The organism is Paracoccus sp. SCN 68-21 (assembly GCF_001724535.1).
Classification (GTDB): Bacteria; Pseudomonadota; Alphaproteobacteria; order Rhodobacterales; family Rhodobacteraceae; genus Paracoccus; species Paracoccus hibiscisoli.
This window is the reverse complement of the sequence record NZ_MEES01000021.1, coordinates 14,235-33,983: the sequence shown is the minus strand read 5'-3', so window position 1 is coordinate 33,983 and position 19,749 is coordinate 14,235. Positions and strand designations below refer to the sequence as shown.

General features: G+C 69.5%; 18 protein-coding genes and 1 pseudogene. 5 read left to right on the top strand and 14 right to left on the bottom strand.

Annotation, left to right across the window (positions count from 1 at the left end; genetic code table 11):
- The first annotated feature begins 24 nt into the window (after positions 1–24).
- The 3 genes from ABS73_RS08720 (at position 25) to ABS73_RS08710 (ending at position 4,460) form a co-directional block, all read left to right on the top strand.
- Positions 25–1,776 (top strand): type I secretion system permease/ATPase, encoded by a 1,752-nt coding sequence (locus ABS73_RS08720; RefSeq protein WP_277024477.1) that lies wholly within the window; start codon positions 25–27, stop codon positions 1,774–1,776.
- Positions 1,773–3,086 carry an HlyD family type I secretion periplasmic adaptor subunit gene (locus tag ABS73_RS08715; RefSeq protein ID WP_277024479.1) on the top strand — a complete coding sequence of 438 codons (1,314 nt, stop codon included), beginning with the start codon at positions 1,773–1,775 and terminating at the stop codon, positions 3,084–3,086. The genes ABS73_RS08720 and ABS73_RS08715 overlap by 4 nt, the downstream gene beginning before the upstream one ends.
- Before the next feature lie 63 nt (positions 3,087–3,149).
- A complete protein-coding gene (locus ABS73_RS08710) occupies positions 3,150–4,460 on the top strand; it encodes a short-chain fatty acid transporter (protein ID WP_277024483.1) in 1,311 nt (436 codons plus the stop codon).
- 59 nt (positions 4,461–4,519) lie between these two features.
- Here ABS73_RS08710 and rnr read toward each other — a convergent pair whose 3' ends face one another.
- The 4 genes from rnr to ABS73_RS08690 are packed head-to-tail and all read right to left on the bottom strand — an operon-like array spanning position 4,520 to position 9,081.
- Positions 4,520–6,760 (bottom strand): ribonuclease R, encoded by a 2,241-nt coding sequence (gene rnr / locus ABS73_RS08705; protein WP_277024486.1) that lies wholly within the window; start codon positions 6,758–6,760, stop codon positions 4,520–4,522.
- A gap of 4 nt (positions 6,761–6,764) precedes the next feature.
- Positions 6,765–7,181 (bottom strand): GNAT family N-acetyltransferase, encoded by a 417-nt coding sequence (locus ABS73_RS08700; protein ID WP_136855308.1) that lies wholly within the window; start codon positions 7,179–7,181, stop codon positions 6,765–6,767.
- Positions 7,178–8,314: a succinyl-diaminopimelate desuccinylase gene (gene dapE / locus ABS73_RS08695; protein ID WP_277024490.1), complete on the bottom strand. Its 1,137-nt coding sequence runs from the start codon at positions 8,312–8,314 to the stop codon at positions 7,178–7,180. Before dapE ends, ABS73_RS08700 begins: the two co-directional genes overlap by 4 nt.
- Positions 8,314–9,081 carry a sulfite exporter TauE/SafE family protein gene (locus tag ABS73_RS08690; protein ID WP_277024492.1) on the bottom strand — a complete coding sequence of 256 codons (768 nt, stop codon included), beginning with the start codon at positions 9,079–9,081 and terminating at the stop codon, positions 8,314–8,316. The genes dapE and ABS73_RS08690 overlap by 1 nt, the downstream gene beginning before the upstream one ends.
- A gap of 149 nt (positions 9,082–9,230) precedes the next feature.
- On the opposite strand from ABS73_RS08690, the gene ABS73_RS08685 reads away from it, so the two are divergent.
- Both ABS73_RS08685 and ABS73_RS08680 read left to right on the top strand, forming a co-directional pair.
- Entirely contained in the window at positions 9,231–10,859 is a 1,629-nt protein-coding gene (locus ABS73_RS08685) for an acyl-CoA dehydrogenase family protein (RefSeq protein ID WP_277024494.1), read from the top strand.
- Between the two features lie 81 nt (positions 10,860–10,940).
- Entirely contained in the window at positions 10,941–11,399 is a 459-nt protein-coding gene (locus ABS73_RS08680) for an META domain-containing protein (RefSeq protein WP_136855304.1), read from the top strand.
- A gap of 5 nt (positions 11,400–11,404) precedes the next feature.
- Here the strand turns inward: ABS73_RS08680 and recO are convergent, their stop codons facing one another.
- The 10 genes and pseudogenes from recO to ABS73_RS08630 form a co-directional block, all read right to left on the bottom strand.
- Positions 11,405–12,124: a DNA repair protein RecO gene (gene recO, locus ABS73_RS08675; RefSeq protein WP_277024495.1), complete on the bottom strand. Its 720-nt coding sequence runs from the start codon at positions 12,122–12,124 to the stop codon at positions 11,405–11,407.
- Positions 12,125–12,146: 22 nt separating this feature from the next.
- Positions 12,147–13,054: pseudogene (rarD, locus tag ABS73_RS08670) on the bottom strand (EamA family transporter RarD).
- Positions 13,055–13,093: 39 nt separating this feature from the next.
- On the bottom strand, positions 13,094–13,429 hold the full coding sequence (locus ABS73_RS08665) for a DUF1491 family protein (RefSeq protein WP_277024499.1): 336 nt from the start codon (positions 13,427–13,429) through the stop codon (positions 13,094–13,096).
- Positions 13,422–14,387: a GTPase Era gene (gene era, locus ABS73_RS08660; RefSeq protein WP_277024501.1), complete on the bottom strand. Its 966-nt coding sequence runs from the start codon at positions 14,385–14,387 to the stop codon at positions 13,422–13,424. The genes ABS73_RS08665 and era overlap by 8 nt, the downstream gene beginning before the upstream one ends.
- Entirely contained in the window at positions 14,384–15,043 is a 660-nt protein-coding gene (gene rnc / locus ABS73_RS08655) for a ribonuclease III (RefSeq protein ID WP_423805197.1), read from the bottom strand. Before rnc ends, era begins: the two co-directional genes overlap by 4 nt.
- A 26-nt stretch (positions 15,044–15,069) precedes the next feature.
- Positions 15,070–15,861, bottom strand: a complete 792-nt coding sequence (gene lepB, locus ABS73_RS08650) for a signal peptidase I (protein ID WP_277024504.1) — start codon at positions 15,859–15,861, stop codon at positions 15,070–15,072.
- A gap of 73 nt (positions 15,862–15,934) precedes the next feature.
- Positions 15,935–16,345 carry a holo-ACP synthase gene (gene acpS / locus ABS73_RS08645; RefSeq protein ID WP_136855297.1) on the bottom strand — a complete coding sequence of 137 codons (411 nt, stop codon included), beginning with the start codon at positions 16,343–16,345 and terminating at the stop codon, positions 15,935–15,937.
- Positions 16,342–17,076: a pyridoxine 5'-phosphate synthase gene (locus ABS73_RS08640; protein WP_136855296.1), complete on the bottom strand. Its 735-nt coding sequence runs from the start codon at positions 17,074–17,076 to the stop codon at positions 16,342–16,344. Before ABS73_RS08640 ends, acpS begins: the two co-directional genes overlap by 4 nt.
- 27 nt (positions 17,077–17,103) lie before the next feature.
- On the bottom strand, positions 17,104–17,928 hold the full coding sequence (locus ABS73_RS08635; RefSeq protein ID WP_277024507.1) for a 4-(cytidine 5'-diphospho)-2-C-methyl-D-erythritol kinase: 825 nt from the start codon (positions 17,926–17,928) through the stop codon (positions 17,104–17,106).
- A complete protein-coding gene (locus ABS73_RS08630; RefSeq protein WP_277024508.1) occupies positions 17,925–19,712 on the bottom strand; it encodes a tetratricopeptide repeat protein in 1,788 nt (595 codons plus the stop codon). Before ABS73_RS08630 ends, ABS73_RS08635 begins: the two co-directional genes overlap by 4 nt.
- Positions 19,713–19,749 lie beyond the last annotated feature (37 nt).

The window sequence follows — 19,749 nt, the reverse complement described above, 5'->3', positions numbered from 1 at the left end:
GGGCGGCATCAAGGGACATGACGCATGGCAAGGGGTGCCGCGCCCGGCGATGGCGCCAAGGAACTGCGCCAGGCCCGCGCAACGGGCTGGCCGTTATTCATGGCGGTGGGCGTTTTTTCGGCGGTGGTGAACCTGCTGATGCTGACCGGGCCGATGTTCATGCTGCAGGTCTATGACCGCGTGCTGGCCTCGCGCAGCGTCGAGACCCTGGCCGCGCTGTTCGTGCTGGTCGTGTTCCTGTTCCTGCTGATGGGGGTGATCGACCTGATCCGCAGCCGCGTCATGGGGCGCGTCGCCGCGCGGTTCCAGGACCGGATGGAGGGTCGGGTCTTTGACGCCGCACTGCGCGAGGGCGCGCTGCGCGGGGACGAGGCCGGGTCCGCCGCCGGGGGCATGCGCGATCTGGACGCAGTGCAGCGGCTGATCGGGTCGCCGGTGATGCTGGCCTTTTTTGACCTGCCCTGGGCGCCGCTGTTTCTGGCGGCGATCTTCGTGTTCCACCCGGTGCTGGGGATCGTGGCGACCGTGGGCGGGGCGATTCTGGTGGCCACGACGATCCTGAACCGCGTGCTGACGCGGGCGCCCCTGCAGGGGTCCGTGCAGGCCGGGGGCCAGGCGCAGCGCATGTCCGACCTCTATCGCGACGAGGGCGAGGTGATCGGCGCGCTTGGCATGCGGGGGGCGACCTTCGCGCGGTGGCGCGTGGCGCGATCCGAGGCGCAGGACAACACCGTCCGCGCCGCCGACGTGACCGCAGGCTTTACCGTCTTTTCGCGCACCTTCCGGCTGTTCCTGCAAAGCGCGATGCTGGCCGCGGGCGCCTGGCTGGTCCTGCGCCAGGAGCTGACACCGGGCGCGATGATCGCCAGTTCGATCGTCATGGGCCGCGCGCTGGCGCCGGTCGATCAGCTGGTGGCCGGCTGGCCCGCCGTGCAGGCAGCCCAGGATGGCTGGGCGCGGCTGGCGGGCCTGCTGTCGCGCCAGCCGGCCGATGCGCCGCGCACCGCCCTGCCCCGCCCCGAGGCCCGGCTGGAGGTGCGCAACCTGACCGTCGCCCCGCCCGGAGAGGGGCAGGCGACGCTGCGCGCTGTCAGCTTCGGCGTGGCGCCGGGCACCGCCCTGGGCGTCATCGGCCCGTCGGGGGCGGGCAAATCCACGCTGGCCCGCGCGCTGATCGGCGCCTGGCCGGTGGGCGGGGGCTCGATCCGGCTTGGCGGGGCGACGCTGGATCAGTACCACCCCGACGTGCTGGGCGCCCTGATCGGCTATCTGCCCCAGCAGGTCACCCTGTTCGACGGCACGATCGCGGAAAACATCGCGCGTCTGTCGACCAGCCCCGACCCGGATCGCGTGGTGCAGGCCGCCCGCGCGGCGGCGGCGCATCAGATGATCCTGGACCTGCCGCAGGGCTATGACACGCGCATCAGCCAGACGGCCGGGCGCTTGTCGGGCGGCCAGATCCAGCGGATCGGGCTGGCGCGCGCCTTGTATCCCGACCCCGTGCTGCTGGTCCTGGACGAGCCGAACTCCAACCTGGACAACCAGGGGTCGGAGGCGCTGAACCAGGCGATCCGGCGGCTCAAGGCGCAGGGCGGCGCGGTCATCATCATGGCCCACCGCCCCGCCGCGATCAGCGAATGCGACACCCTGCTGGTGCTGGAGGGCGGCATGCGCCGCGCCCTGGGCCCCCGCGACCAGGTGCTGGAACAGATGGTGCAGAATTCGGCGCAGATCAGGCAGGCGCAAAGCGCGGGCCAGGCCGGGGGTGTCGCATGACCCGGCCCCCGTCCGGCGACGGCCGCTGGCCCGTGCGCGGCCCGATCATCGCGGGCATCATCGGCGTGGTGGTGCTGGTCGGGGGCTTTGCGCTGTGGGCCACGACCACGCGCATTTCCGGCGCCGTGGTCGCCAGCGGCCAGGTCGAGGTCGAGAGCAACCGCCAGATCGTGCAGCATCCCGATGGCGGCGTGGTCCAGCAGATCGCCGTGTCCGAGGGCGCGCAGGTCGCCGCGGGCGAGCTGCTGCTGTCGCTGGACGGCACGCTGCTGCGCACCGAGCACACCATCGTCGAGGGTCAATATTTCGAAATTCTGGCCCGCCGCGGCCGCCTGGAGGCCGAGCGCGCCGACGCGCCCCAGATCGGGTTCGCCGACGAACTGCTGACCGCCGCCACCCACGACCCCGCCCTGGCAGAGCTGATCGAGGGGCAGTCCAGCCTGTTCCTGACGCGGCTGGACACGCTGCGCCAGTCGCTGGACCAGCTGGCCCAGCAATCGGGTCAGATCGATTCCGAGGTGGACGGCATCGACGCGCAGATCGCAGCCCTGGCCCGCCAGCGCGACCTGATCGGCCGCGAGCTGACCGATCAGCAGACCCTGCTTGCGCGGGGGCTGGCGCAGGCCAGCCGCGTCCTGGCGCTGGAACGCGAGGCGGCGCGCATGGACGGAGAGCTGGGATCGCTGCAGGCGGCCCGCGCCTCGGCCGCGATCCGCCAGACCCAGCTGGAGATCCAGCGCCTGCGCCTGGCCGCCGAACGCCGCGAGGAGGCCGAGACGCAGCTGCGCGACCTGGGCTATCGCCAGCTGGAGCTGGCCGAACGCCGTCGCAGCCTGATCGAACAGCTGGACCGGCTGGAGATCCGCGCGCCGGTATCGGGCATCGTCTACAACATGCAGGTGACCACGCCGCGATCGGTGATCCGGCCCGCCGATCCGCTGCTGTATATCATCCCGCAGGACCGGCCGCTGGTGATCGGCGCGCGTGTCGCCACGATCAACATCGACGAGATCCAGCTGGGCCAGCCGGTCGTGCTGCGCTTTTCGGCATTCTCGTCGCGCACCACGCCCGAGATCGACGGGCGGCTGGACCGCATCTCGGCGGATGCGCTGATGGATGAGGCGACGCGCACACCCTATTACCGGGCCGAGGTCTCGATCCCGCCCGATCAGCTGGACAAGCTGGGCGGGCTGGCGCTGGTGCCCGGCATGCCGGTCGAGGTCTATATCCAGACCGGCGACCGCAGTCCGATGGCCTATCTGATGAAGCCGCTGACCGATTACTTCAACCGCGCCTTCCGCGAGAGCTGACGCGCGGTTGTGATTTCCTCCCCACTGTCGCAGCCTGAGCGCCGCACATGGAGGAGGAACCCGATGCTGAGATTTCTGGCCAGGCCCGCGACGCGGCTGATGGAACGATGGCTGCCCGACGCCTTCATCTTTGTCATCGTGCTGACGCTGCTGGCGGCGGCGGCGGCGATGCTGACCCAAGGGACCGATCCGGTCGATCTGGTGCGGATGTGGGGAAACGGGTTCTGGGAGCTGCTGTCCTTTGCCATGCAGATGCTGCTGGTGCTGGTGACCGGGTTCATCCTGGCCTCGTCGCCGCCGGTGCGGCGGGTGCTGCGGCGGCTGGCGGGGCTGGCCCGCAGCCGCGGCGGGGCGATCGTGCTGGTCAGCCTGGTGTCGCTGGCGGCCAGCTGGATCAATTGGGGCTTTGGCCTGGTCGTGGGCGCGATCTTCGCGCGCGAGGTCGCGCGGCTGGTGCGTGTCGACTATCGGCTGCTGGTCGCGGCGGCCTATTCGGGTTTCGTGATCTGGCATGGCGGGCTGTCGGGGTCGATCCCGCTGACCGTGGCCACACCGGGGCATTTCACCGAGGACCAGATCGGGGTCATCGCGACCTCTGGCACGATCTTTGCGGGCTGGAACCTGCTGATCGTTCTGGCGGTGGTGATCGCGGTGCCGCTGGTTAACCGCCTGATGCTGCCGCTGGAGCATGAGCAGGTGCTGATCGATCCGGACAAGCTGCGCGACCCCGAACCCGCGCCCCGTGCCGCCACCCCCACCCCCGCCGAATGGTTGGAGACCAGTCCCCTGCTGATGTATCTGATCGGCATTCCGGGGCTGGCCTGGCTGATGCTGCATTTCCTGGGCGGCGGGGCGCTGAACCTGAACGTGGTGAATTTCCTGTTCCTGTTCCTGGGCATCGTCTGCCACGGGACGCCGCGCAGCCTGCTGGCCGCGCTGGACGAGGCGGTGCGCGGGGGCGCGGGCATCGTGATCCAGTTCCCGTTCTATGCCGGGATCATGGCGATCATGGTCCAGAGCGGCCTGGCGGCCAGCCTGTCGGAGTGGTTCGTGTCGATCTCGACCGCCGAGACGCTGCCCTTCTGGAGCTTTATCGCGGCGGGGATCGTGAACATCTTTGTGCCGTCGGGGGGCGGGCAATGGGCGGTGCAGGCGCCGGTCATGCTGCCCGCGGCCGAGGCGCTTGGCGCGGATGTGGCCAGGGTGGTGATGGGGGTTGCCTGGGGCGATGCCTGGACGAACCTGCTGCAGCCGTTCTGGGCGCTGCCGATGCTGGGCATTGCCGGGCTGAAGGCGCGCGACATCATGGGGTTCTGCGTGATCCACCTGGTCGTCGTGGGCGCAGTCGTGGGCGGCATCCTGTATGTCATCTGACGGCGCCGTGGGGGGCCAGCCCCCCACACCCCCCGGGATATTTGCCTGAAGAAGAAGGGTTATTTCTTGCGGCGGCGTTTGGTGGCGCGCTTGATCTCGGCCAGGCGGGACTTGACCGCCATGCGGCCGGGGCCGCCGCGGCGGGGTTTGGCGGGGCCGCGCGGCAGTGTCGCGCCCTCCAGTTCCAGCAGGTCCAGGGTCAGGCCGCCGGTCAGGGGCAGCGCCTCGGCCAGGCGGACCAGCACGCGTTGGCCGATGCCGATCTCCAGCCCGGTGTCGCTGCCGACCAGGGTGCGGGCGTCGGGGTCGAAGTGGAAGTACTCCTGGCCGATGGCGCGGATGGGCAGCAGGCCGTCGGCGCCGGTCTCGTCCAGCTTGACGAAGGCGCCGAATTTCTGCACGCCGCTGATGCGGCCCGACATCTCGGTGCCGACGCGGTCGGCCAGGAAGGCCGCCAGATAGCGGTCGGTCGTGTCGCGTTCGGCGGCCATGGAGCGCCGTTCGGTTTCGCTGATATGGATCGCGGTTTCGGGCAGACGCTCCAGCGCGTCATCGGTCAGGCCGTCCTTGCCCCAGCCATGCGCGCTGATCAGGGCGCGGTGCGCGACCAGATCCGCATAGCGGCGGATGGGCGAGGTGAAATGTGCGTAGCTTTTCAGTGACAGGCCGAAATGGCCATAGTTTTCCGGGTGGTAATAGGCCTGGGTCATCGACCGCAGCGTGCTGAGGTTGATCAGTTCGTCGAAATCGCTGCCCTCGGCCTGGGCAAGCAGGCGGTTGAGGTGGCTGGTATGCAGCACCTGCCCCTTGGCCAGCGTAAAGCCCGAGGCCTGGGCCACCTCGCGCAGCGCGTCCATCTTGTCCAGGCTGGGTTCCTCGTGAACGCGGAACAGCAGGGGGCGCTTGCGGCGGATCAGCTCCTCGGCGGCGGCCACGTTGGCCAGGACCATGAACTCCTCGATCAGGCGATGCGCGTCCAGGCGTTCGCGAAAGGCCACGGCCTTGACGCGGCCCTCGGGGGTCAGCTCGATCCGGCGTTCGGGCAGGTCCAGTTCCAGCGGCTGGCGGCGCTCGCGGGCCGCCTTCAGCAGGCCGTAGGCATGCCACAGCGGACGGATGACCTCCTCCATCAGCGGCTCGGTCTGGGCGTCGGGTTGCCCGTCCGCCCCGGCCTGGGCCTGTTCATAGGCCAGGCTGGCGCGGCTGTTCATCACGCCGCGATGAAAGCGGTGGCCGGTCTTGTTGCCCTGTGCGTCCAGGCGCATCTCGACCGCGATGACGGCGCGGTCCACGCCCTCGTGCAGCGAACAGAGGTCCGCCGACAGCGCCTCGGGCAGCATCGGCACCACGCGATCGGGGAAATAGGTCGAGTTGCCACGATTCCACGCCTCGCGGTCCAGCGCGGAACCGGGGCGGACGTAATGGGCGACATCGGCGATGGCGACCCAGATGGTCGCGCCGCCATCCTCCTCCACGAAGGCCGCGACGGCGTCGTCGTGGTCGCGCGCATCCGAGGGGTCGATGGTCACCAACGGCAGCGGGCGCAGGTCGTCGCGGCCCTTGAGGGGCGCGGGCGTCGCGGCCTCGGCCTCGTCGATGGCCTTTTGGGGGAATTCGTCGGGAATGCCGTGCTGGTGGATGGCGATCAGGCTGACCGCGCGCGGGGCCGAGGGGTCGCCAAGCCGTTCGATCACGCGGGCCTGCGGCAGGCCCATGCGGTGGCGGGGGCCGATCTGTTCGGCCTGGACCAACTCTCCGTTCTGGGCATCCAGCGTCGCGTCGGCGCGGACGCGCCATTCCTTGTCCTGGCCCTTGTCGATGGGCAGGATGCGTCCGCCCTCGCTGTCCTTGCGGAAGATGCCGGTGATGCGGTTCGCCTGCGCCGTGATGCGGCGGATCAGGCGGGCCTGATACTGGTGATCCTCGCCCACGACCGGGATCAGGCGGCCCAGAAAGCGGTCGCCCCGCTCCAGCGCCGGATCGGCCTTGAGGGGGGCATAGAGGATGCGCGGCATCGGCCCGGTGCCCGACCATTCCAGCGGCCGCGCGAACAGGTCGCCCGAGCCGTCGGGGGCCAGCAGCTCCAACACGGTGACCGGAGGCAGCGCCTCGGCGTCCAGATAGTGGCGACGGCGGCGTTCCAGATGGCCCTCGGATTCCAGCTCCTTGAGCAGGCGTTTCAGCTCGATCCGGGCGGCGCCCTTGATGCCGAAGGCCTTGGCGATGTCGCGCTTGGAATTGGCGTCCGGGTTGTCGGACACCCATTCGAGGATCTGGGCCTTGCTGGGAATCTGGGTCATCGGGTCACTTCAGGTTCAGGGCCATGTCGCGATGCGGGATGCCGGCGTCGTCATAGACCGGCCCCTCGGCGACGAAACCCAGTTTTTCATAGAAACCCATCGCATGGGTCTGCGATCCAAGCCGCGCCTGTCGGACGCCGCGCGCGGCCAGCGCGTCCAGCGCGGCCCGCATCAGGGTCGCGCCAAGGCCCGTGCCGCGATGGCTGGCCAGCACGCAGACGCGGCCGATCTTGCCGATGTCATCCTTGATCAGCAGGCGGGCGGTGGCCACGGGGCGGCCATCGTCGCGGGCCAGCAGGTGGATGGCGTGGGCGTCCTGGTCGTCCATCTCGTCGGCCTCGGGGACCGCCTGTTCCTCGATGAAGACCGTGCGGCGCAGCGCGTGGCAGGCGGCCAGGTCGGTCGTCTCCTCGATCGTCATGCAAAGAACCTTTCCAGGATGCGTTGATAGATCACCTTGAGCTGGCGGACCTGCTGGGCGGGGACGCGTTCGTCCACCTGGTGCATGTGGGCACCGACCAGCCCGAATTCCACCACCGGGCAGTGATCCTTGACAAAGCGCGCGTCCGACGTGCCGCCCGAGGTCGACAGCACCGGCTGGCGATTGGTCTCTTGCTGGACCACGCCGCGGACCATGTCGACGAAGGGGCCGGGCGCGGTCAGGAAGGCCTCGCCCGAGATCTGGGCCTCGATTTCCAGCGCCACGCCGGTTTCGGCGGTGACGGCCGCCGCCCGGTCGCGCAGGCGGTCCAGCAGCCCCGCGCCGGTATGCAGGTCGTTGAAGCGGATGTTGACCACCGCCGTCGCGCGTTCCGGGATGACGTTGGACGCCGGGTTGCCGCAGTCGATCGTGGTGACCTGCAGGCCGGACGGGTCGAAATGGTCGGTCCCCCCGTCCAGCGGCTCAGTGGTCAGGTCGGCCAGATAGCGGGTCAGCGCATGCAAGGGGTTCAGCGCCTTGTGCGGATAGGCGGCGTGACCCTGACGGCCCTTGGCGGCGATGGTGTAGGTCGCCGATCCGCGGCGGCCGATCTTAATCATCTCGCCCATGACCTCGGGGTTCGAGGGCTCGCCCACGATGCAGGCCTCCATGACCTCGCCTTGGGCGGCCATCCAATCCAGGATCGCGATGGTGCCGTCGCGGGACGGGCCTTCCTCATCACCGGTGATGGTCAGGATCACCGCGCCGTCGGGGGGCGTGTCCCGGACAAAGTCGATCGCCGCGCAGACAAAGGCCGCGACGCCCGATTTCATGTCGGTCGCGCCGCGCCCCCAGATCACGTCGTCGGCGTCCCAATGCCCCGAAAACGGCGGATGCGTCCATGACGCCGGATCACCCGGCGGCACCACGTCGGTATGCCCGTTGAAGCCGATGGCCCGCGCGCCCTTGGCGCCCCACCGCGCGAACAGGTTCGACGTGCCGTTGCGGTCGACGCGGTGGCACTCGAACCCCGCCTCCTCCAGCAGGCCCTGCAGCAGGACCAGCGCGCCGCCCTCCTCGGGGGTGACCGAGGGGCAGCGGATCAGGCGGGCGGTCAGGTCGGCGGCATCCATCACAGGCTCCAGAGTTCAAAGGCACGGCGGACCAGGTTCAACCCGGTCAGGATCAGCAGGATCAGCGTCCAGCGGCGGAACTGCGCGACGTCCAGCCGGTCCTGCAACGCGAACCCCGCCATCATTCCGCCAAAGGCCGGGATGCACAGCAACGCCGACAGCGGCAGCGTCTGCGCATTCAGCAGCCCCGAGACCAGATGCGCCACGAACAGCACCACCGCCCCGATCAGAAAGACCACGCCCTGGACGCGGACCTGTTCCTTTTTATCGGTGCCGATGGACAGCAGATAGACGATCAGCGGCGGCCCCCAGATCCCCGAGATGCCGCCGTAAAGCCCGCCGATGACGCCCGACCAGCCCTCGGCCCGCCGCCTGTGGCGCAGGTTCAGGACCAGCGGGCGGCCCGACAGCTGCCACAGCGAGAACAGCGTGATCGGCACGCCCAGCAGGCCGTACATGATCCATTGCGGGATCAGCACCGCGAACCCCGCCGACACGCAGATGAAGATGCAGACCATCACGATGTGCAGACGGAACTTGCGGGCGCTGGCCAGGGCCGGTTCCCGCCCGTCGCGCACCGCCTGCTGGATGTTGGTAAACAGCGTCGGCAGGATCATCGCCGGCAGCGCCACGGCGGCCGGCATGATCGAGCCAAAGGCCGACATCATGATCATGGGCATGGCAAAGCCCAGGGCCCCCTTCACGAAGCCCGCGAAGGCGGTGATCCCGAAGGCCGCCACGAATTGCCAGGGCTCCAGTCCGAACATGGCCGCACGCTAACCGCCGCGCCGGGAAAGGAAAAGGCCGCTTGTTCGCCGCGCAAAGGATGAATTTCAGTGCGACATATTAGGTCGCAGGAAACGCCCCTTGCGCATATTTGTTGCGCTGCACCTGCGAAGGCCTTATCCATGCTGCAATGCCGAAAGAGGACGAATCGATGAAAGACATGCCGCACCGGTCCGAAACCGTCCTGTCCGAGCTGGACGCCCTGCTGGCCCGCGCGACCGACGGCCTGCGCGCCCGCGTCAGCGCCGGGGGCCGCATCGACGCGCCGCTTCTGGAACAGCATCAGCATGCCGCCCATGCGCTGTCCTGGCTTGCGACCTATGTCTTCTCGCTGCGCCAGCTGCAGGCCTGGTCCGCGCGCGTGGACGGCCCCATCGAGGCGCTGATCACGCAGATCGGCTGGGGCGAGTACCTGACCCAGATCATGGGCGGCATCCCCATGAGCCAGACCGAATTCGCCCGCCTGTCCGATCTGGACGTCGACTGGCAGCCCTCGGACGAGGCCCGCGCGCTGATGGCGGGCAACACGCCCGAGGCCCGCGCCGAGCTGGCCCGGCTGATGGCGCAGAACAAGGGCGCCGCGACCTTTGGCGCATCGGGTCTGGACGAGGATCTGGAGATGATCCGCGACCAGTTCCGCCGCTGGACCGACGACAAGGTCGTCCCCCACGCCCATGAGTGGCACCTCAAGGACCAGCTGATCCCGATGGAGATCATCGAGGAGCTGGCCGAACTGGGCGTCTTTGGCCTGACCATTCCCGAGGAATTCGGCGGCCTGGGCATGTCCAAGGCCGCGATGGTCGTGGTGTCAGAGGAGCTGTCGCGCGGCTATATCGGCGTGGGCTCCCTTGGCACGCGCAGCGAGATCGCGGCCGAACTGATCCTGTGCGGCGGCACCGATGCGCAAAAGGCGCAGTGGCTGCCCCGGCTGGCCAGCGGAGAGACGCTGCCCACGGCGGTCTTTACCGAACCCAATACCGGCAGCGATCTGGGCGCGCTGCGCACCCGCGCGGTGCGCGATGGCGACGATTGGGTGGTGACCGGCAACAAGACCTGGATCACCCATGCCGCACGCACCCATATCATGACGCTGCTGGCGCGCACGGACCCCGACACGACCGATTATCGCGGCCTGTCGATGTTCATCGCCGAAAAGACGCCCGGCACAGATGCCGACCCCTTCCCCACCCCCGGCATGACCGGCGGCGAGATCGAGGTCCTGGGCTATCGCGGCATGAAGGAATACGAGCTGGCCTTTGACGGGTTCCGCGTGAATGGCGCGAACCTTCTGGGCGGAGAGACAGGCCGCGGCTTCAAGCAGCTGATGGAGACGTTCGAATCCGCCCGCATCCAGACCGCGGCCCGCGCGATCGGCGTGGCGCAGAACGCGCTGGAGCTGGGGCTGCAATACGCGCTGGACCGCAAGCAGTTCGGCAAGCCTTTGGCCGCGTTCCCGCGCGTGGCTGACAAATTGGCGATGATGGCTGTCGAAATCCTGATCGCGCGGCAGCTGACTTATTTCAGCGCGTGGGAAAAAGATCACGGTCACCGCTGCGACGTGGAGGCCGGGATGGCCAAGCTGCTGGGCGCCCGCGTCGCCTGGTCGGCGGCGGACAATGCGCTGCAGATCCACGGTGGCAACGGTTTCGCGCTGGAATACCAGATCAGCCGCGTGCTGTGCGACGCCCGCATCCTGAACATCTTCGAGGGCGCGGCCGAGATCCAGGCCCAGGTGATCGCGCGTCGTCTGCTGGGATGATGCGCGGGCGGGCTGGATCGATCGGCGGAATGGCGCTAGACCACCTCAGCCCTGCTTGTCTGCGCCCATAGGAGCCTGCCCATGTCCTTCACGATCCGACCCGCCCTTGCCCTGGCCGCCATCGCCACACTGACCCTGGCCGCGTGCGAGACGACGCCCGCCGGCGATCCGATGGGCGGCATTCCCGCCAATGATTACGTGCTGGTGGGCATCGGCAACGGCACCGTGCCGCTGCGCAACATCACCCTGACCACCCGCCCCGAAGGCGTGTCGGGCCGCGGCCCCTGCAACGGCTATGCCGCCAGGAACACCGTGCCCCTGCCCGCCGTGGCCTTTGAGCCGCTGCAGACCAGCGGCGTGTCCGGCTGCGCCGACGAGGCCGTCGAACAGCGGTTCTTCCAGGCGCTGCAGCAGGCGACCGAGATGGAGTATTACGGCGGCGTCCTGCGCATCAAGGGCCCGACCTGGCTGATCTTTGAAAGCGGCCGCCCGGCGGAATCCGCGACCGACGCCCTGTCGGCGGCACGCGGCAACCAGTAAGGCCCTCAGCGGTCCAGCAACCGCCGCATCAGCCGGCCCCGCGCGGCCGGCAAAGGGCGCCCGACCAGATCGGGCGCCAGCCGATGTTCCAGAAAATGCCCGGTGATGGCCAGCCCCTCGGCCAGATCGCGCCCCCGGTTGTCGCCCGCCCCGCCCAGCAGCGCAGGCAGCGGCAGCAGCCGGTCGGCCCAGTCCCCCGCCCCTTCGCGGCTGACCGCCCGGCCCGTGCGCGGGCTGACATAGGCCAGCCCCTCGGTCGCGCCGGTCACCGCGCAGGCCGACAGATCAAGGCCGTATCCCATCTCGTCCAGCAGCAGCATCTCCCAGGCCAGATAGGTCTGCGGCCAGTCCGCACCCGCCTCGATCAGGTCCAGCAGCGCCTCGGTCCGGGCCACCAGAAGGGGGTGCGGATCGCGTTCCGGCAGGGCAAAGACCAGCAGCGCGCAGATCGCGTTCAGCCCCGCCAGCGCGGTCTGATCGCCCATCAGCCCGGCGCGCATCCGCACCGGTTCGGCGGCAAAGCTGCCCAGCTGATCGGCCTGCCGCGCCCGCCAGCGCAGGGACAGCCGCGCGCCCGGTTGCAGCATCGCGGCGCGTTTCTGCGAGGCGCCGCCCGGCACGACGCCCGCATGGCGCCCGTGTTCCAGGGTCAGCACGTCGATGATGACCGCCGTCTCGCCATGCGGGCGGCGGGCGATCACGGTGCCGTCTGCCTGCCATTCCATTGGGCGCCCCCGCCTGTTGTGCCTATTGCATGCGCCGCGCGGCCAGATCGCGGCGGTCGCGGCGGCGCTGTCCCGCCTGACGCAGCAGCGTCACCGAATAGATCGCCAGCGCCGCCCAGATCAGCGGAAAGGCCACCAGCCGCGCCCCGTCAAAGGGTTCGCCGAAGATCAGCACCGCGCACAGGAAGATCATCGTCGGCGCAATATATTGCAGGATGCCGATGGTGGACAGGCGGATCAGCTTGGCCCCGTTGGCATAGAACAGCAGCGGAATGGCCGTGACCGGCCCGCAGCCCAGCAACAGCAGGGTCTGCGCCCAGCCCCCGCTGGTGAAATGCGACTGGCCCTGGACGGCCTGCCAGATCAGGAACCCGCCGGCCAGCGGCGCCAGCAGCAGCACCTCCAGCGTGAAGCCTTGGTTGGGGCCAAGCGGCAGGCTTTTCTTGCAATAGGCATAGAACCCCCAGGACAGGGTCAGCCCCCCGCCTGCGCGGTCAGGATGATGACCGCCGTGGCCGCCAGCGCGATGGCCGCGAACTGGCCGCGCGACAGCCGTTCACCCAACAGCGTGGCACCCAGAAGCACGCTGAACAGCGGGTTGATATAATAGCCCAGGGCCGCGTCCATCGCCTGATCGTTGGCGATGGCCCAGACATAGATCAGCCAGTTGACCGAGATCAGCATCGCCGTCAGCGCCCCCATCGCCAGCAGGCGCGGCTGGCGCAGGGCCTGGCCGACCTCGGCCGCGCGGCCCTGCCACAACAGGACGGCGGCGGCGATGGGCAGCGACCAGATGATGCGATGGGCGATGATCTCGGCGGCGGGCAGATGGGCCAGCGCCTTCATGTAGATGGGCAGAAACCCCCACAGCCCATAGGCCGCGATGGCATAGACGAGGCCCTTGGGCGAATCACTCTGCGGGATGCTCATGGCAGATGCATATTCTGCAACGTCCCCCCCCGCCAGAGGTCAGAACAACCCGTCCTGATCCAGCAGGGTGCGCCCGTCGCGCGCCTCGATCTCCAGCACCCACAGATCGCGGTCGCGGGACCGCTGGCGGGCGATGGCGGCGTCGATGTCGCGTTCGGGACCGGTCTGCACCGCAACCCAGGGGCGCGTGTCGCTGTCCATGTCCCATTCGCGCATCCACAGCGCGGCGTTGCCGTCCAGATGCGCGCATTTCACCGCGATGGCGCCCGCCGTGTCGTCGCCGCGCGCCAGCACATAGGCGGGGATGCTGACCTGGGCCAGCCGCGCCAGATAGGCGGCGACCCACAGGGACGCAGCCAGACGCGCCTCAGCCATCGCCGTCGCGGAAGTTCAGGCCGATCTCGTCATAGCGCTCGGCCTCGTTCTCCCAGTTCTCGCGGACGCGGACCTGCAGGAACAGGTGGACGCGGCGGCCCATGAACTCCTCCAGCTCGACCCGGGCGGCCTGGCCCACGGCCTTGATCGTCTCTCCGCCCTTGCCCAGCACGATGCCCTTGTGGCCCTGGCGGGCGACATAAACGACCTGTTCGACGCGGGCGCTGCCGTCGTCTTTCTCCTCCCAGGCCTCGGTTTCCACCGTCAGCTGATAGGGGATCTCCTCGTGCAGGCGCAGGGTCAGCTTTTCGCGGGTGATCTCGGCGGCGATCATGCGCATGGGCAGGTCGGCGATCTGATCCTCGGGGTAGAGCCACGGGCTTTCGGGCAGGCTGCGGGCCAGCCAGCCGCGGAGCTGCTGGCAGCCGTGACCCCGCATGGCCGAGATCATGAAGGTCTCGGCAAAGGGATAGGCCTCGTTCAGCTGTTGGGACAGGGCCAGCAGGGTCTCGGCCTTGACGCGGTCGATCTTGTTGATGATCAGCGCGACGGGGGTGCCCTTGCCCAGGTTCACCAGCTGATCCAGGATCGCCTGCGTGCCGTCGGTCAGGCCGCGATGCGCCTCGATCAGGACCAGCACGATGTCGGCATCCGACGCCCCGCCCCAAGCGGCGGCGACCATGCTGCGGTCCAGGCGGCGGCGCGGGCGAAAGATGCCCGGCGTGTCCACGAAGACGATCTGCGCAGGGCCGTGCATGGCGATGCCGCGGATGCGGGCGCGGGTCGTCTGGACCTTGTGGGTCACGATGCTGACCTTGGCGCCGACCATCTGGTTCAACAGCGTCGATTTCCCGGCATTGGGTTCGCCGATCAGGGCCACGAAACCGGCGCGGGTCGGGCCGTCATCGGGCGGCGAGGAGGGCTCGGGGGGCAGGTCGGGGGTGATGTCGTCGGTCATGTCTGTCCTTCCAGCCGATCCAGCAGCGATTGCGCGGCGGCCTGTTCGATGCTGCGCTTGGTGCCCGTGCCGCGGGCCTGCGCGTGGCGGCCATCCTTCAGCCGGACGGTGATCAGAAAGACCGGCGCATGGTCGGGACCGCTGCGGTCGGTCTGCTCGTATACGGGGGGCGGCATGCCCTGGGCCTGGGCCCATTCCTGCAGGGCGGTCTTGGCGTCGCGGCTGTCGGCATCGACGCGGGCCAGCCGCGGCGCCCAGTGGCGCAGCACGACCCGGCGCGCGGCATCAAAACCCGCATCCAGATAGACGGCGGCCAGCACGGCCTCCATCGCATCGGCCAGCAGCGCATCCTTGCGGCGGCCGCCCGACAGCATCTCGGACCGGCCCAGTTTCAGCACCTCGCCCAAGGACAGGTCGCGGGCGACGGCGGCGCAGGTCTCTCCGCGCACCAACGCGTTATAGCGGGGCGCCAGCTGGCCTTCGGTGGCGGCGGTGTCGGCGCTGAACAGCGCCTCGGCCATGACCAGGCCCAGGACGCGGTCGCCCAGGAATTCCAGCCGCTGGTTGTCGGGCCGCGTGACGCTGGCGATCGAGCCATGCGTCAGCGCGCGGATCAGCAGCTCGGGTCGCGCGAAATCGTGCCCCAGACGGGCCATGAAGGCCCGGATGTCCGACGAGGGCGTCACTCCACCGCCTTGAAGAAGCGGTCGGACCGCCAGGTCCAGAAATACAGCAGCGAGCGCCCCGCCGACGAGAACATGATCCGGTCCGCGCGCCCGATCAGGAATTCGGACGGAACGAAGCCCAGGCCGCCGATCTCTGCGGGAAAGCGGCTGTCCTCGGAATTGTCGCGGTTGTCGCCCATGAAGAAATACTGGCCCGCAGGCACGGTGAAGGTCGGCGTGTCGTCGGCCACCCAGCCATCCATGATGTTCAGGACGTCATGGCTGTTGCCGCCGGGCAGGGTCTCGGTGAAGCGTTCCTTGATGCACTGGCCGCCCTCGGGGACCGGGTCGTTGATGCAGCGCGGGATCAGGCCCTGCGGGCCCTGCTGTTCCTTGATCTCGATGAAATCGCCGGCGGGGGCGGTGGGGGCGGGTTCGCCATTGATCCACAGCCGGCCGCCGCGCATCTGGATCGTGTCGCCGGGCAGGCCGATCACGCGCTTGATGAAATCGACGTTGCGGGTGGGGTGACGGAACACCGCGACCTCTCCGCGCTGCGGCTCGCGCTCCAGGATGCGGCCGCTGATGGGGCACATCGAGAACGGGCAGCTATGCGCGGAATAGCCATAGGCCATCTTGTTCACGAACAGGAAGTCGCCGATCAGCAGCGTGTCCTTCATGCTGCCCGAGGGAATCCAGAACGGCTGAAAGAACAGCGTGCGGAAGATGCCGGCGATCACCAGCGCCCAGAAGATGGTCTTGACCGTCTCCCAGATGCCGTCTTTCTTCTTGGGTGCCGCTGTGGCCATTCCGCGTGGTCCTTTTTGTCCCGGGGCCGCGCCCCTGCATCCGGGCGTTCATGGTCCGGGGGGCGGTCAAAAGTCAAGCAGGCGCAGGGCCCGGACGCGCCTCGATCACCACGAAGGCCTGCGCCCAGGGGTGGTCGTCGGTCAGGGTGACATGCACGATGGCGTGATGGCCGGGCGGTGTCATCGCCGCCAGCCGGTCCGCGGCCCATCCGGTCAGCGCCATGACCGGCTGTCCGCTGGTCAGGTTCGTCACCGCCATGTCGCGCCAGCTGATGCCCATGGCCAGCCCCGTGCCAAGCGCCTTGGAGCAGGCCTCCTTGGCGGCCCATCGTTTGGCCAGCGTGCCCGCCTCATCGGCGCGGCGGGCGGCCTTGGCCAATTCGGTGTCGGTAAAGACGCGGGTGCGGAACCGGTCGCCGAACCGGTCCAGCGTGCCCTGGATGCGGTCGATATTGGCCAGATCCGTGCCGATCCCCAGGATCATGGGCGTGCGGCATCCATGCGGGCGCGCATCTCGCGGATGGCACCGTCCAGCCCCATAAACACCGATTCCGAGATCAGGAAATGCCCGATGTTCAGCTCCGCGATCTGGGGAATTGCGGCGATGGGGCCGACGGTGTCGAAGGTCAGGCCGTGGCCCGCATGAACCTCCAACCCCAGGCTGTGGGCCAGCGCGGCCCCCTCGCGCAGGGCGTCCAGTTCGGCGTCGCGTTCGGCGTGGCGGCCCTCGGTGTCTAGGTCGCAATAGGCCCCGGTATGCAGCTCGACCACCGCGGCGCCGATGCGGGCGCTGGCGCGGATCTGGTCGGGCTGGTGGCCGATGAACAGCGACACCCGGCAGCCCGCCTCGCGCAGCGGCGCGATATAGGCGGCCAGCGCATCCGCGTTACCCGCGACGTCCAGGCCGCCTTCGGTCGTGCGCTCCTCGCGCTTTTCGGGGACGATGCAGACGGCATGCGGGCGGTGGCGCAGGGCGATTGCCTGCATCTCGGGCGTGGCGGCCATCTCGAAGTTCAGCGGCAGGGTCAGGCCCGCCATCAGCGCGTCGATATCGGCGTCGCTGATATGGCGGCGATCCTCGCGCAGATGCGCGGTGATGCCGTCCGCGCCCGCGGCCTCGGCCAGCAGGGCGGCGCGCAGCGGGTCGGGCCACGGAGAGCCGCGCGCGTTGCGGATGGTGGCGACGTGGTCGATGTTGACGCCAAGGCGCAGCATGGGGTCCTCCGGATTGCTGGCGGCAGTCTAGCGGGGGGCGGGGGCGGATGCCAGTTCGGTCGGCACCGCCCACCAGCCGTTGCGCGCAAGCGCCGCAGCGGCCCGCGACGCGGCCGCCGCATCCGCGAACAGCCCAAAACAGGTCGCCCCCGACCCCGACATGCGCGCCAGCCGCGCGCCCTGCCCCGACAGCGCGTCCAGCACCTGGGCGATGACGGGGGCCGCGGCGATGGCCGGGGCCTGCAGGTCGTTGCGCGTGCCCGCCAGCCAGCCGATCAGCGCATCCGCATCGGCAAAGGCCGGGATGGGCGGCAGGGGCGGGTTGTCGCGCTGCGCCAGCCCGGCAAAGATCGCGGGCGTGGGCACGGCGACGCGCGGATTGACCAGCACCAGATGCAGCGCGGGCAAGGGTGGCAGCGGGGTCACGACCTCTCCGATGCCCTGCATCCGCGCGGGGCGGCTGGCCAGGCAGACCGGCACATCCGCGCCAAGACGTTCGGTCCGGTCGGGCAGCGGGTGCCCCATCCGCGCCATCCCGCGCAGCACCGCCGCCGCATCGGCGGACCCGCCCCCGATCCCCGAGGCGACGGGCAGCGCCTTGGTCAGCCGGATCGCGGCCTGCCCCCCCGCCAGACGCGCGGCGCGCAGGCACAGGTTGTCGTCCCCGGCCTCCAGCCCCGCAGCAAAGGGGCCGTCGATGGTCAGGGACAGCGGGCCGGGGGTCAGCGTGACGACATCGCCGACGGTGGCGAAACAGACCAGCGAATCCAGCAGGTGATAGCCGTCGCCGCGCCGCCCCGTCACATGCAGCGCCAGGTTCAGCTTGGCCGGTGCGCCTTCGGTCAGGGTCATTCGGTCGCGTCGGCCTCGGTCTGCGGCGATTGGCTGGGGGCGCTGGCCACGGGGCCGTCCTCCTCGGCCATGACGGCCTCCAGCCCGCGATCCAGCTTGGCGCGGATGCGGTCGGCATCGACCTCGCCGCTTTCGGCGGGTTCCAGCGACAGGGCGCGGCGCCACTGGATCTGCGCCTCGCGATAGCGGCCCACCATCCAGTAGATGTCGCCCAGATGATCGTTGACCAGCGGGTCGGAAGCCATCGTGGCGATCGACTGCTCCATCGGGGCCACCGCGTCCTGATAGCGGCCAAGCCGGAAATAGGCCCAGGCCAGGCTGTCCAGGATATAGCCGTCGCCGGGCGACAGCTCGACCGCGCGCTTGATCATCTCCAGGGCGCGGTCCAGATTCTGGTTCCGGTCGATCCAGGAATAACCCAGATAGTTCAGCAGGCTGGCCTGATCGGGGCGGATCTCCAGCGCGGCCAGCAGATCGGCCTCGGCACGCTCGAACTGGCCCGACCGCTCCAGCGCGATGCCGCGCGCGTAAAGCGGGAACCAGCGCGCCTGAGGCGGCGCATCGGCCAACAGGTCCAGCGCCCGGTCATAGCTGGGCACGGCCTCGGCGTATTTCTCCTGCTGGCGCATCACGTCGCCAAGCGCGACCCAGGACTGCGCCAGCCCGGGATAGGCCGAGGACAGCGCCAGCGCGGCCTTTTCGGCCTCCTCGCGGCGGTCGGCGCGCGACAGGGCGTCGATGCGCGACAGCTCGGCCTGGGGGCGCATCTGGCCCATGCGGCGCACGGCGTCGAATTCGGCCTCGGCCAGGTCGAACTGCTGGCGGTCCTGCAGCAGCTGCGCGGACATCAGCCGCGCCTCGGGGTTCTGGGGGGCGATCCAGGCCGCCAGGCGCGCGTGGATCAGCGCCAGCGGCTCGGGGTCGGGGCTGCTGGCCAGGGCCGAGGCAAAGGACAGCAGCAGATGCGCGATGCCGTCGCCCGGCCCCGCCACCACGTCAAAGGGCACGGGCTGGCCCTGCTCCAGCCGCTGGCGCAGGGCCAGCAGCTGCGGCTCGGCCTCCAGCCCCTCGATGTCGGCCAGCAGTGCCAGCGCCTCGTCCTGGCGATCCAGCTGCGACAGGATCTGCACGCGGGCGGTCAGGCCCATCAGATGTCCGCTGGCCTCGGATTGCAGGATCAGGCGGTCGGCGGCCTCATAGTCGCCGGCCAGCGCCCGGGCCAGCGCCAAATGATAGTTCACGATGGGGGCCAGCGCCTCGCCCGCCGTCATCGCCTCGAAGGCGGCGACGGCATCGGTGGCGCGCCCCGCGCCCAGCAGGGCCCAGGCCCGGATGGTGCCGTCCATCAGGTCCTGCTCCAGCGGCAGGTCGGGGCTGCGATTGGCCTCGATCAGGTCGATGACGCCCTGCCAGTCCTCGGCCCGGATCAGCTGGGCGCGGCGCAGCAGGCCCGCCAGCTCGGTCGGGCGCTCCTCCAGGAACAGGCGTTCGGCCATGACCGCCGCCCGCTCGACCTCGCCGGACGAGGCCAGCGCCACCAGCGCGCTGTCCTGCAGATAGACGTCTTGGGGATCATGCGCCGAAGCCTGCACGAAATAGCGTGCGGCGGCGCGGAAATCGTTCTCGACTGTGGCCATGCGGGCGGCCAGATAGGGTCCGGCCAGGCCGCGGATCGGCGGCGCGGCGTCGGTGTCCTGCGCCAGGACCGGCAGCGCGGTGGCCCCCATCAGCCCGGCGATCAGGGCCAGGCGCAGCAGGGTGGGACGGGGGCGGATCTGGGTCACGAGGCACTTCCGGACGTTCACGTTTGCGTTGCGTCCA